At 62.5% G+C, this 12,822-nt stretch carries 13 protein-coding genes and 1 tRNA gene; 3 read left to right on the plus strand and 11 right to left on the minus strand.

Going from position 1 to position 12,822, the window contains the following annotated elements; genetic code table 11:
- Positions 1-9 precede the first annotated feature (9 nt).
- The 5 genes from deoA to AB5Y59_RS09660 form a co-directional block, all read right to left on the minus strand.
- On the minus strand, positions 10-1,341 hold the full coding sequence (gene deoA, locus AB5Y59_RS09640; protein ID WP_043153005.1) for a thymidine phosphorylase: 1,332 nt from the start codon (positions 1,339-1,341) through the stop codon (positions 10-12).
- An 82-nt stretch (positions 1,342-1,423) separates the two neighbouring features.
- Positions 1,424-2,197, minus strand: coding sequence for a deoxyribose-phosphate aldolase (gene deoC, locus AB5Y59_RS09645; RefSeq protein WP_039039946.1), 774 nt, complete (start codon positions 2,195-2,197; stop codon positions 1,424-1,426).
- A 387-nt stretch (positions 2,198-2,584) separates the two neighbouring features.
- A complete protein-coding gene (locus AB5Y59_RS09650) occupies positions 2,585-2,755 on the minus strand; it encodes a XapX domain-containing protein (RefSeq protein WP_010673027.1) in 171 nt (56 codons plus the stop codon).
- A gap of 123 nt (positions 2,756-2,878) precedes the next feature.
- Positions 2,879-4,153, minus strand: a complete 1,275-nt coding sequence (locus tag AB5Y59_RS09655; protein WP_010673026.1) for a NupC/NupG family nucleoside CNT transporter — start codon at positions 4,151-4,153, stop codon at positions 2,879-2,881.
- 213 nt (positions 4,154-4,366) lie between these two features.
- Complete coding sequence (locus tag AB5Y59_RS09660) at positions 4,367-5,155, minus strand: TatD family hydrolase (RefSeq protein WP_139737111.1); 789 nt, start codon at positions 5,153-5,155, stop codon at positions 4,367-4,369.
- Between the two features lie 40 nt (positions 5,156-5,195).
- Between AB5Y59_RS09660 and tppF the strand changes: the two genes are divergently transcribed.
- A complete protein-coding gene (gene tppF, locus AB5Y59_RS09665) occupies positions 5,196-5,810 on the plus strand; it encodes a type IVa pilus pseudopilin TppF (protein WP_029313748.1) in 615 nt (204 codons plus the stop codon).
- Here tppF and AB5Y59_RS09670 read toward each other — a convergent pair.
- The 4 genes from AB5Y59_RS09670 to amt form a co-directional block, all read right to left on the minus strand.
- On the minus strand, positions 5,779-5,949 hold the full coding sequence (locus AB5Y59_RS09670; RefSeq protein WP_164882078.1) for a DUF5363 family protein: 171 nt from the start codon (positions 5,947-5,949) through the stop codon (positions 5,779-5,781). The genes tppF and AB5Y59_RS09670 overlap by 32 nt on opposite strands.
- Positions 5,950-6,030: 81 nt before the next feature.
- Positions 6,031-6,540 (minus strand): N-acetyltransferase family protein, encoded by a 510-nt coding sequence (locus AB5Y59_RS09675; protein ID WP_368211983.1) that lies wholly within the window; start codon positions 6,538-6,540, stop codon positions 6,031-6,033.
- A 187-nt stretch (positions 6,541-6,727) separates the two neighbouring features.
- Positions 6,728-8,080 (minus strand): 23S rRNA (uracil(1939)-C(5))-methyltransferase RlmD, encoded by a 1,353-nt coding sequence (gene rlmD / locus AB5Y59_RS09680; RefSeq protein WP_039039940.1) that lies wholly within the window; start codon positions 8,078-8,080, stop codon positions 6,728-6,730.
- A 232-nt stretch (positions 8,081-8,312) separates the two neighbouring features.
- Entirely contained in the window at positions 8,313-9,740 is a 1,428-nt protein-coding gene (gene amt, locus AB5Y59_RS09685; protein WP_010673021.1) for an ammonium transporter, read from the minus strand.
- Between the two features lie 533 nt (positions 9,741-10,273).
- Here amt and AB5Y59_RS09690 point away from each other — a divergent pair.
- A complete protein-coding gene (locus AB5Y59_RS09690) occupies positions 10,274-10,642 on the plus strand; it encodes a VOC family protein (protein ID WP_104455214.1) in 369 nt (122 codons plus the stop codon).
- Between the two features lie 201 nt (positions 10,643-10,843).
- On the opposite strand, the gene AB5Y59_RS09695 is transcribed toward AB5Y59_RS09690, so the two are convergent.
- Positions 10,844-10,928: transfer RNA gene (locus tag AB5Y59_RS09695), tRNA-Leu, on the minus strand.
- Positions 10,929-11,071: 143 nt separating this feature from the next.
- Here AB5Y59_RS09695 and AB5Y59_RS09700 point away from each other — a divergent pair.
- Positions 11,072-11,584 carry an RDD family protein gene (locus AB5Y59_RS09700; RefSeq protein ID WP_010672963.1) on the plus strand — a complete coding sequence of 171 codons (513 nt, stop codon included), beginning with the start codon at positions 11,072-11,074 and terminating at the stop codon, positions 11,582-11,584.
- Positions 11,585-11,728: 144 nt separating this feature from the next.
- Here the strand turns inward: AB5Y59_RS09700 and lptG are convergent, their stop codons facing one another.
- Positions 11,729-12,799 (minus strand): LPS export ABC transporter permease LptG, encoded by a 1,071-nt coding sequence (gene lptG / locus AB5Y59_RS09705; RefSeq protein ID WP_010672962.1) that lies wholly within the window; start codon positions 12,797-12,799, stop codon positions 11,729-11,731.
- Between the last annotated feature and the right edge of the window lie 23 nt (positions 12,800-12,822).

Genomic DNA, 12,822 nt, shown 5'->3' on the forward strand with positions numbered 1-12,822 from the left:
TTCCCCTTGTTACAAATCAGCCAGACCGATGCGACGGTAAACCTCGGGCAGCGCCTCTGGTCGGGTGTCGCCGATCTTCACGGCAGCCTGCACCATGCGGGCAGCCTCGGCAAATTGAGCTTCTGTCTGAGCGTGGATCAGGGCGAGCGGCTTGTCAGCATCGACGCTCTGACCCAGGCGGATAAAGTCGGTCAGACCGACGGCATAATCGAGTTTGTCGGCGGCGGCGCGGCGACCGCCCCCCATGGCGACCACGGCCAGGCCCAGTTCACGGGTGTCCATGGCGGTGACGAATCCGCTGTGGGCCGCGTAGACGGGGCGCACGATGGCGGCTTTGGGCAGGTAGGCGTCGTAGCGCTCCATGAAGTCGGCGGGACCACCGAGGCCGGTCACCATGCGCCCGAAGATCTCGGCTGCCTTGCCATTGTCCAGCACCGCCTGCAGCTTGGTGCGGGCATCGCCGTCATCGCTGGCAAGACCGGCGGAGATCAGCATCTCGGCGCACAGGGCCATGGTCACTTCGTGGATGCGCGGGTTGCGATACTCACCGGTCAGGTAGCGCACCGCTTCGCGCACTTCCACGGCGTTGCCGGCGCTGGAGGCCAGCACCTGGTTCATGTCGGTCAGGAGTGCAGAGGTGCGGCAGCCGGCCCCGTTGGCCACGGCGACGATGCTCTTGGCCAGTTCCTCGGAGGCTTCAAAGGTCGGCATGAAGGCGCCGGAGCCCACCTTCACGTCCATCACCAGCGCTTCCAGCCCGGAGGCAAGCTTCTTGGAGAGGATGGAGCCGGTGATCATGGCAATGGACTCGACGGTGGCGGTGATATCCCGTACCGCATAGATACGCTTGTCCGCCGGGGCGAGATCGCCGGTCTGGCCGATGATGGCGACACCCGCCTCTTTCACCACTTTCAGGAAGCGGTCGTTGTCGACCGAGGTCTGGTAGCCGGGGATGGCATCCAGCTTGTCCAGGGTACCGCCGGTATGGCCGAGACCACGGCCGGAGATCATGGGCACGAAACCGCCACAGGCGGCGACCATGGGGCCCAGCATCAGGGAGACGACGTCACCCACGCCGCCGGTGGAGTGCTTGTCGACGATGGGGCCGCCCAGATTGAGGTGGTCCCAGGTCAGCACCATGCCGGAGTCGCGCATGGCGCAGGTCAGGGCGACCCGCTCATCCATGGTCATGTCCTTGAAGTAGACCGCCATCGCCAGGGCCGCGATCTGCCCCTCGCCGATGGTGTTGTTGGTTATGCCCTGGACGAAGAATTGAATCTCTTGGGTACTGAGCGCTTCACCGTTGCGCTTCTTGCGAATAATTTCTTGAGGCAAAAACATCTTTCATTCCCTCCGTGCATCACGCACGAACACAGACCGAACCAGATCCGGAAGGGGGCGGCGCACCGCCCCCTGCCACCGCTTAGTAACCGCTGGTATTGGCAGGCTTGTCGCCATGCCCCAGGGTCGCCAGCAGGCTGGCCAGCAGGCTGGAGGCGCCGAAGCGGAAGGTGCGGGCGGATACCCAGTCCTTGCCCAGGATCTCTTCGGCCATGGCCAGGTACTGACCCGCCACGGCGGCGTCTTTCACGCCACCGGCCGGCTTGAAGCCCACTTTCGGGTTCTTGGCCTTGATCACTTCCATCATGATGCGGGCAGCTTCCGGGGTCGCATTGACCGGCACCTTGCCGGTGGAGGTCTTGATGAAATCGGCACCGGCGTCGATGGAGATCTCGGAAGCGCGACGGATCAGCGCCTCTTCCTTCAACTCGCCGGTCTCGATGATCACTTTCAGCAGTACCTTGGCGCCGCAGGCTTCCTTACATGCTTTGACCAGATCGAAGCCGACCTGTTCATTGCCGGCCATGAAGGCGCGGTACGGGAAGACCACGTCCACCTCGTCGGCACCGTAGGCCACGGCGGCGCGGGTCTCGGCCACGGCGATCTCGATGTCGTCGTTGCCGTGGGGGAAGTTGGTCACGGTCGCGATGCGCACGTCGGCGGCGCCGATGTCACGCAGGGTCTTGCGTGCGATGGGGATGAAACGGGGGTAGATGCAGACGGCGGCGGTCAGGCCGGCCGGAGACTTGGCCTTGTGGCACAGGTCGATCACCTTCTGATCGGTGTCGTCATCGTTCAGGGTGGTCAGGTCCATCAGGTTCAGGGCGCGTTGGGCGGCCACTTTCAGATCAGTCATGCTATGTCTCCAAAGTCTTGTTAAGCCCCATCACCCGCGATCGGCTTCACCGAACACCAAGGGTCGGCAGAGACGTTCCCGGAGCAACGGGATATGGAATTGCAGCGCAAATGCACAGGCAATACGGCTGCAAATAAGGCAAGAGCCCTGTCACTTTCTTACAAAAGTGCGGACTTGGTTCCATGAAGACTTGAGAAAGGCCGACTACGCAGACCCGACTTCCCAATCAATTCCATTTGACCGCCAACACCCGGATTCACCGGGCATTAGTCAATGCCAGCACCCTGCTGGCATCGCCTATTTCAGCCGAGATACCCCGTGTTTGCAAGCCGGATTTGCCAATTTCAGAGGTACCTCACACCCGGCAAATCCAGCGCTGGAAGGCGCTTAAGAGAAGAAGCGGGTCAGGATCCAGGAGTAGGCAATGCCCCCCAGATAGACCCCCACGATCCCCATGACGCCGGAGAGGACGGGCGGCGCCGGTATCGGCAACTTGAGGAAAGAAAACAACACCCCAACGATAAAGCCGGCCGCCATAGCCAGTAGCACTTCATTCATAGAACCTCCGATTTGACTCACTTTATTATTAGTCTTGACAGGAAAACGGTTGTCACCACCCCAAACGAGAACGCCACAGCAAATCGCTGTGGCGTTCGTCTTTATCCTGTCAGTCAGGCGATGTTACATGCCGGACAGCGCCAGGAAGAAGCCTGCGATGGTCGCAGACATCAGGTTGGACAAGGAACCTGCCAGCACGGCCTTCAGACCGAACTTGGCGATGGTGCCGCGACGGTTCGGTGCCATGGAGCCCAGACCACCCAGCAGGATGGCGACGGAGGACAGGTTGGCGAAGCCGCACAGGGCGAAGGAGATGATCGCCTTGGTGTGCTCGGACATGGCCACACCGTTGATCAGCACTTCATCCTTCAGGTAGGGAGCGAAGTTCAGGTAGGCCACGAACTCGTTGACCACCAGCTTCTGACCGATGAAGGAACCGGCCACGACCGCTTCGCTCCAGGGCACGCCGATCAGGAAGGCCAGCGGGGAGAACAGCCAGCCCAGCAGCAGCTCCAGGGAGAGTTGCGGGTAACCGAACCAGCCGCCCACACCGGAGAAGATGCCGTTGATCATGGCGATGAGGCCGATGAAGGCCAGCAGCATGGCACCCACGTTCAGGGCCAGTTGCAGACCGGCGGAGGCACCGGCGGCAGCGGCGTCGATCACGTTGGCAGGCTTGTCGTCCAGCTCACCTTCTGCGGTGTTCTCGTCGTAGCTCGGGGTCTCGGTTTCCGGTACCAGCAGCTTGGCGAACAGCAGACCACCCGGGGCAGCCATGAAGGAGGCGGCGATCAGGTATTCCATCTTGACGCCCATGGAGGCGTAACCGGCCAGCACGGAGCCGGCAACGGAAGCCAGACCACCACACATGACGGCAAACAGCTCGGAGTCGGTCATCTTGGAGATGAAAGGACGTACCACCAGCGGGGCTTCGGTCTGACCGACGAAGATGTTGGCAGTGGCGGAGAGGGATTCGGTACGGGAAGTGCCCAGCACCTTCTGCAGACCGCCGCCCAGCAGCTTGATCACCCACTGCATGATGCCGAGGTAGTAGAGTACCGCGATCAGGGAAGAGAAGAAGATGATGACGGGCAGGACGCGGAAGGCGAAGACGAAGCCACCGCCACCGAATACTTCGAACATCTTGTTGCCAACCAGACCACCGAACAGGAATTCGATGCCGTTCTGGCCATAACCGATGACGCTGGAGACGGCGTCGGACACGCCCACCAGGATGTCACGACCGACCGGCACGTAGAGCACGAAGGCCCCCAGACCGGCCTGGATGGCAAAGGCGCCACCTACGGTACGAATTTTGATTGCCTTGCGGTTGCTGGAGAACAGCACCGCAATCAGGATGAGCGTCGCCATCCCTACCAGACCCATTATCAGATTCATTATTAACACTTCCTCTTTAGTAGCACCTGCCAGCTTGTTAACGATTTGTGTATTGAAGCCGCTAATCAAGGGTGCGCATTATACTAATTACGGTGCGACAAAATAGAATACTGGTCACATTTTATAAGCCACAAACGGCCTGAACATCGTTTAATTAGACCGCAAACGATTTTTATGGGCCCTGTTTTTTATCACTCGGTCATCATTTGATAATCAAATGTTAATTTCATGATTTCCTGGGGGGAACAGCCGCCGGGTGGAGCCATGTAACACCGAAATAACATCCTCCAGCGGTTGCTGCCGCAATTGTGCCAACAAGCGGGCTATGGTCGGCAGGCTGGCCGGCGTGTTCACCTCCCCCTGCTGGCCTTGCAGCGGCATGTCGGGAGCGTCGGTTTCCAGCAGCAAGGCCTCCAGCGGCATCTGGCGTATCGCCTCCCGGGTCTTGTTGGCCCGCTCATAGCTGATGACCCCCCCGATCCCCAGCCTGAAACCCAGTTGCCAGAACACCTCCGCCTGATGCAGGGAGCCGCTGAAGGCGTGAATGACCCCCCCTTGTGGCGGTGTGAAGCGCCGCAGGATCTTGGCGACCGTGTCGTTGGCCCGCACCGAGTGGACGATGAGGGGCAGCTCATGCGCCATGGCCAGCCGCACCTGCGCCTCGAACATCTCGACCTGCCCCTCCTGCGGCACATGGGAGCGCAGATCCAGCCCGCACTCCCCCACGGCCACCAGCCCACGGGGCCGACTCGCCAGCAGGGTCTCCAGCCGGGTCAGTACATCCCGGGGCTGCTTGCCCACATACCAGGGATGGATCCCCAGGCCATAACGGATGTCGTCGTGGCGCCCGGCCAGCGCCATCACCCGCCCCCAGTTTTCCTCTCCCACGGCGGGGATGATATACTCGCCCACCCCCAGCTGGCGCCACCGGGTCAGCAGCGCCTCCCTATCGGCGTCAAAGACCGGAAAATCGAGGTGGCAGTGGGTGTCTATCAATTCCATGTCGCGCTTACCTGTCTGTCGTACTCAATGGGTTCATTCCATGCCAACACACGTTTCCCGAGGCTTTACCCTGATAGAACTGGTGCTGGTCATCATCGTGCTGGGGATCCTGGCCGTGACCGCCCTGCCCCGCTTCATCAACATCCAGGACGACGGGCTCAAGAGCAGCGTCTCGGCCACGGCGGGCAGCTTTGCCAGTGCCGCCCGGCTCGCCCACGCCGGCTGGGCGGTCAAGGTAAAGGGGGAGCCCCTGGCACTCTACAACTTTAGCGGCATGGGCAGGCAGGATCTCGACATCAACAGCCATGGCTGGCCGGTGGGCACCAAGGAGGACCAGGGAGGTCAGGGGCCCGATACCGTCTTCCCCGGTGGCGACAGCGATCAGATCTCCGTCAGCAGCCGGGACGACTGCGAGAGCCTGTTTGGCGCCCTGCTCGATACCGATCTGACGGTGGCCGATGAGTTGCACCAGGATTCAGACAGTGACTACATCTCCCGGCTCATCCCGGCAGACGCTCAGGCTGACGGCGCCCTTCGTCACGACAACTGCCGCTATACCCTGCGCAGCTCCGTGGGCCGCTTCCCGGCATACCCCGACGGGCTATCGTTCGACTACAACAGCGTCACTGGCGCCGTGACCCGCCAGTTCCAGTGAGGTCGTCGCCCTTCTCCGGGCGCTTCTCGTCTTCATCATGGCGTACCGGCGCGCAGCAGCGCCGGTTCTCCGGTGTGAGTCCCCACTCCTGGCACCAGGCATCGTAGCGAGCCAGCCAACGCAGCAATATCCCCTTCATGGGCGCCTCCTTGTCTTGATGGTTTCCCCACAAGCCTGCCCCAATCCAGCGCCCCAGACCAGCCTCACGGGGCCAGCGGCGTCATGGCCTGTCCAGCGGCAGCAACAGCCCCATGGAAATCTCGTCCACATAGCCCTCGTCCAGCCGATAGGCCTGCCGTCTCACCCCTTCCTCCACGAACCCGCACTTGCGATACAAGGCGTGAGCCACCTCGTTGTGGGCCATCACTCCCAGCTCCAGCCGGTGGATACCGAGATCCCTCGCGGTCGCGATCAGGGTAAGCAGCAACCGTTCCCCCCATCCCTGCCCGCGCGCCCCCGAACGCAGTCCCATCACCACCAGGGCGCAGTGGCGGTTGCGTGCCAGGCCGCCACCAAGGAGCGCGGCAAACCCTTGCACCTCCCCCGCCAGCTCCAGCAGCCACATGGCCTGATTGGGGGCCGCGGCCATGGCCTCGAGCCGCCTGCGCTGCCCCGCGATGTCCGAGGGGCGCTCTCCCGCTTCATACAGCATGAAGCGGGTCTCCCTGTCCAGTTGCCCGAAAAAGCGATCCAGCACCGCCGCATCCTCCACCCCTGCCATATGAATCATCACGCCGATCTCCCTGCCTGGTGGTTCTGCCGACCACGACCATAAAAAAACGACTCCCTCAGGAGTCGTTTCTATCAGAGCCATCTGGCTAACGCCACGCCCTCGGCCCGATCAGGCTTTCGCTGGCAGGCTCAGGCGAGCAACCACTTCCACCTGCATCGCGCGAGGGGAAGATCCCGAGCGACGATCAGGCCTTCGCTGGCAGGCTCAGGCGAGCAACGGCTTCCACGTGCATGGAGTGCGGGAACATGTCCACCGGCTGCACCTCGTCCAGCACGAAGCCCTGCTTGACCAGCCAGGCGAGATCCCGGGCCAGTGTCTGGGGGTTGCAGGAGACATAGACCAGACGGCGCGGCGCCATGGCCACCAGGGTCTGCAATACCGCCTTGTCACAGCCCTTGCGGGGCGGATCCATCACCACCACATCGGCACTCACCCCGTCGGCATGCAGGGCAGGCATCAGCTGCTCCGCCTTGCCCACGTGGAACTCGGTCTGCTCGATGCCGTTGAGGGCCGCATTGCGACGGGCGTCGCTGATGGCGCTCTCCACCGACTCGATCCCCACCACCTTGGCGGCCTTGCCTGCCAGGAACAGGGAGATGGTGCCGATGCCGCAATAGATGTCGAACACCGTCTCGCTGCCGGTCAGCTCGCAATACTCCAGCGCCTTGGAGTAGAGCACGTCGGTCTGGCTCGGGTTGTTCTGGAAGAAGGAGAGGGGCGAGATCTCGAATTCGAGCTCGTGGATCTTGTCGCGGATCACCCCGCTGCCCAGCAGCACCCGGTTCTTGTCGCCCAGGATGCGGTTGGTGCGCGCCTCATTGATGTTCTGCACCAGAGTAGTGACCGGCAGATCCGCCAGGGCCGCCAGCAGCTCGGCTTCGAACGGCAGCGCTTCGCCCAGGGTCACCAGCACCACCATCAGCTCGCCGCTCTTGAAGCCCTTGCGGGTCATCAGGTTGCGCACGCAGCCGGTGTGGGCCACCTCGTCATAGGCCGCGATGTCGTGCTCGCGCATCCAGTTGCGTACCCGAGCATTGAGCTCCACGTGCAGCGAGTCCTGCACCGCGCAATCATCGGCGGTGATGAGGTCATGGGAGTGCTTGCGGTAGAAGCCGATCTCGGCGCCCGCCTCGCTGCCACGCACCGCGTACTGGGCCTTGTTGCGGTAGGCAAACGGCGTCTCCATGCCGAGGATGGGGTTGACCACGGCCTCACCCAGCCCGACCTGCTCCAGTGCGCTCTGCACCAGGCTCTGCTTGAGGGCAAGCTGGGCCGGATAGGCCAGCGGGCGCACCTGGCAGCCACCGCATTCGGTGTTGGGGCAAAAATCGGCCACCCGATCGGCAGAGGGCTGGGTCAACTCGACCAGCTTGCCGTGCAGGTAGTTCGGTTTGACCTCGGTCAACTCGACCAGCGCCTGCTCACCGGGCAGCAGACCCTCGACAAACAGGGGGCGATCGAACAGGCGACCCTTGCCATCCCCCTTGTCGGTCAGTTCCAGAATATCGATCTGATGTTGGTGTCCCACTAACGGCATGAGCGGCTCCGAAGGCATGAATAGAGAGGGTGACGACGGGGCAGACCCGGCGACCCCGAATAAAGGGTGGCAGAGTTTAGCGGAGATCCGCCCAAAATGCAGGCATAAAAGACCCTGCAAACACAAATAGCGACCCCGGCCACCAGCGGCCCGGTCCGGGCAGCCTGGCCAGCCCGCCCCAATAAAAAAACCGCCGGACGGGGCCGGCGGTATGACATTCATGGCAGCAGGATCAATGGCTGTAGGCTTTCTCGCCGTGGCTGGTCACGTCCAGCCCTTCGCGCTCGGCATCTTCCTTCACCCGCAGACCGATCAGCAGGTCCACCAGCTTGTAGGCCACGGCCGAGACCAGGGCGGTCCAGACCACGGTCACCCCCACGCCGATGACCTGTACCTTGACCTGGGCCAGGATGGAGTACCCCTCGGCCACCTGGTTGGTCACATAGTCCCACACCCCGGTGCCGCCCAGATCCGGGCTGGCGAACACCCCGGTCAGCACGGCACCCAGGATCCCGCACACCCCGTGCAGGCCGAACACGTCCAGGCTGTCATCGGCCCCCAGCAGACGCTTGAGACCGTGCACGCCCCACAGACCAGCCACACCGCTGAGCAGGCCGATGATGAGGGCGCCCCCCACACCGACGAAACCGGCGGCAGGGGTGATGGCGACCAGACCCGCCACCGCACCGGAGACGGCGCCAAGCAGGGAGGGACGGCCCTTCATCGCCCACTCGGCGAAAGTCCAGGAGAGGGCGGCAGCGGCCGGTGCGATCCAGGTGTTGGCGAAGGCCAGGGCCGCCGTGCCGTTGGCTTCGAGGGAGGAGCCGGCGTTGAAGCCGAACCAGCCGAACCACAGCAGGGCGGCACCGATCATGGTCATGGTCAGGCTGTGGGGGGTCATGGGGTCACGGCCATAGCCAACCCGTTTGCCCACCATGAAGGCCCCAACCAGACCGGCCACCGCGGCGTTGATGTGCACCACTGTGCCGCCGGCGAAGTCCAGAGCGCCGTGCTGGAACAGATAGCCTGCGGTGGCACCGGCCGCTTCGGCGGCGGCCGCATCCGTGTAGGCATCCGGACCCGCCCAGTACCACACCATGTGCGCCATCGGGATATAGGCGAAGGTGAACCAGATCACCGCGAACAGCAGCACCGCCGAGAACTTCATCCGCTCGGCAAAGCCGCCGACGATGAGCCCGCAGGTGATGGCGGCAAAGGCACCCTGGAACACCACGTAGATGAACTCGCTGATCCCGACCCCCTTGCTGAAGGTGGCGGCGATGGAATCCGGCGTCACCCCCATCAGCAGCACCTTGTCGAAGGAACCGTAGAAGGCGCCGCCCTCGGTGAAGGCCAGGGAGTAGCCGTAGACCACCCAGAGGACGGTGATGAGGCAGAACAAGGTGAACACCTGCATCAGCACGCTCAGCATGTTCTTGGCGCGCACCAGGCCGCCGTAGAAGAGGGCGAGGCCCGGCACGGACATCAGGATCACCAGGGCCGCCGCCACCATCAGCCAGGTATTGTCCCCCTTGTTGATGGTCACGGTCGCGGCCGCCTGTACCACATCGGCCTGCGCGGCCACCTCTTCGGCCCAGCCCGGGGCGGCCATGGTGGCGGCCAGCGCCAGCAGGCCAGTCATTACGAGTCTCTTGAACATACAGCCCTCTCCTTGTCGTCCCGGCATCCGGGTCCATTTCCTGATATGCATTTCCAACCTGGCCACCTGCCCACCGCACCTGTGTGGCTCACGGAGACTTCATGGCGACATGACATGGGGAAAGCATAAAGCAGGCCAAGAAAAATAATCCTTTTATTTCATGGCGTTATGTTTTTATCACATTCAACACGCACCATCTTGGCGCACGATGCCCGGTTACAGGGGGAAAATCGCACTTTGGCTGTGCATTGCCGGGAAAATGCACCAGGATGACCCAATCACCTCACAATGACGGGGCGAACCCGTGGTGATGTCACCCTGGCAGGCTTATCTATCCCGCTAAGGTATTTATGAAATAAATGAAATGGGCCATACCATGGTGAAATCAAATGAGGCTGACGGCCAATATCCCCCCACCCGAGGGGCACAAGCACGATAAGAGTGCAAACGCGCGCCATTCGTCTGGCTTGCCCCGAAATGCCCGGTCATACTGGCAAGTCATCATCCCCTGTTCCCAGCGCCGCGAGGAGCCCATGCCCAATCTCAACGTGACCGAAATCAAGGCCTTCGTGCCTGCCCGGGATTTCACACTGTCAAAGCAGTTCTATCAGGATCTCGGCTTTACCCTGGCCTCCGATGGCGACGGCGTGGCCTATTTTCATCTCGGCAACGCAAGCTTCCTGCTGCAGGATGGCAACCCCCCGGGGCTGGCCGAGCAGCTCATGATGCACCTCCTGGTGGAGGACGTGGCCGCCTGGCGGGCCCAAGTGGAGGCGAGCCAGATCGCCGCCCGCTACGGCGTCCGGGTCACAGAGCTCGTCACCCAGCCGTGGCGCATGAAGGAATTCTGTCTGTACGATCCCGCCGGCGTGCTGTGGCGCATCGCACAGAATATCGACTGAGGGGATGGCAGTCCGAGAGGCTGATGGCCCGAGAGCCTGTGGGTCTGAGGGTCTGAGGGTCTGAGGGTCTGAGGGTCTGAGGGTCTGAGGGTCTGAGGGTCTGAGGGTCTGAGGGTCTGAGGGTCTGAGGGTACACCTCTTCGCACCGCCCGGAAAAACAAAAGGCCATCCGTGAGGATGGCCTTTTGTCATGGAATTTGATGGTGCCCGGGGTCGGACTCGAACCGACACGTATTGCTACGGCGGATTTTGAATCCGCTGCGTCTACCGATTTCGCCACCCGGGCAGCTGCGAAGGATTATACGAATGGCGCTTGGCCATGCAAGGTGTTTTTCTTGCGCCCACCGTTGTTTGCTCATTTATTCAACGCCTTGCCGATGCCAGGCCAGTTACATAGAATGCCCGCATCATATTAATGGAATAATCATCATGGCCAAGCGCAAGACCCCCTCCCCTCTCCAGCCTGCTCCCCGGCATCCGTCCGCCGGTCTGCTGCGCCGTCTCGGCGCCCTGCTCTATGACTATCTGGTGGTGATTGCCCTGCTGATCATCGCCGGCTTCATCGGCATGGGAGTGGCCCACCTGCTGCTGGCCACCGGCATGGCGCACGTTCCCGAGGGCAAGGATGCCGCCTGGCTGCTCACCAGCCCCCTCTACAGCGCCTGGCTGGCCTTCGTCATCTGCGGTTTCTACACTTGGTTCTGGGTCCGCGCCGGCCAGACCATCGGCATGCGGGCCTGGCGCCTGCGCATCCAGAACCTGGACGGCAGCAACATTCGCGTCACCCAGGCCCTGATCCGGCTCGCTACCTCGGCCTTTGGCCTGGGCAACCTGCTGTGTGTGTTCAATCGCGCCCGCCCCCGCGCCTTCCAGGACATCTGGGCCGAGTGCGAGGTGGTGGTGCTCGGCAAGACGGAAAACCTGGAGCAGCTCAATCGCTGATCCCAAGGCGGTAACGAAAAAGGGCACCCCGAGGTGCCCTTTTTGTTGACCAGAACTGATGGCTTGCAGCCCAGGACCTTGACGGAAACAGTGCATCGAGAGCAATGGCCGCCTGTTGTCAGCAGCCCGCCGTCCTTCAGGCCGCTACTGCTTGCGGCTCAGGATATAGAAGGAGATGCCGCCAAACAGCAGGCTGGGTGCGATGGCCGCGAGGATGGGCGGGACCGCATAGACCAGGCTGACCGGGCCGAACACCCTGTCGCTCACATAGACCGCGAAGCCGGTCATGATCCCCATCAGCATCCGCGCCCCCATGCTCACCGAGCGCAGCGGGCCGAAGATGAAGGAGGAGGCGAGCAGTATCATGGCCACCACGGAGAGCGGTGAGAGCAGCTTGCGCCACATCTCCAGCTTGTAGCGTCCGGCATCCTGCTTGTTGGCATCCAGATAACCGATGTAGTCCCGCAGCCCCGAGATGGGCAGGTTCTCGGGATCGATGCTGACCACCCCGAGCTGCTTGGGGGTCAGCTCGGATTGCCAGGCCATCTGGGCATGCTCTTCGTCCTGGATCCGGGTGGGATCGTCAAACCGGGTGATGTGCACCTGCTTCAGCAGCCAGTGGTGATCCTCGAACACCCCCTCCTTCGCCTGCACCACGTCGATCAGGTTGCGTGACGGAGTGAAGCGGTAGAGGGTGATGCCGGTCAGGGCGCCATCGTTGCGCACCCCGTTGATGTTGACGAAGTTGTTGCCATCCCGTGCCCAGACCCCGTAGGCCGAGACCGTGAGCCGCCCTTCCGACATGGCCCCCGCCTTGATGTCATCCGCCATCCGCTTGGCGGCCGGTGCGACGTACTCTCCCATCAGCCCCACCAGCAACATCAGGGGAATGGCGGTCTTGAGCGCCGCCATGACGATGCTGATCTTGGAGCGTCCCGCCGCCTGCATCACCACCAGCTCGGAGCTGGTCGCGAGCTGGCCCAGACCGATGAGGCCACCGAGCAGGGCCGCCAGGGGGAAGAAGAGCACCGCCTCCTTGGGCATGGAGAGCAGCACGTAGTAGAGGGCGTTGAGCATGTCGTAGTTGCCTTCCCCGACCGCCTTCAACTGCTCCACGTACTTGATGAGCGCGGCCAGCCCGACCAGGGTCAGCTCGCACAGCAGGATCGACATGAAGATGACCCTGCCTATGTATCTATCGAGAATGCCGAACATCAGCAGAGACTCCCAGGTTGCAG

Origin of the sequence: Aeromonas sp. s10 (genome assembly GCF_040907975.1) — a bacterium.
Taxonomy (GTDB): Bacteria; Pseudomonadota; Gammaproteobacteria; order Enterobacterales; family Aeromonadaceae; genus Aeromonas; species Aeromonas caviae.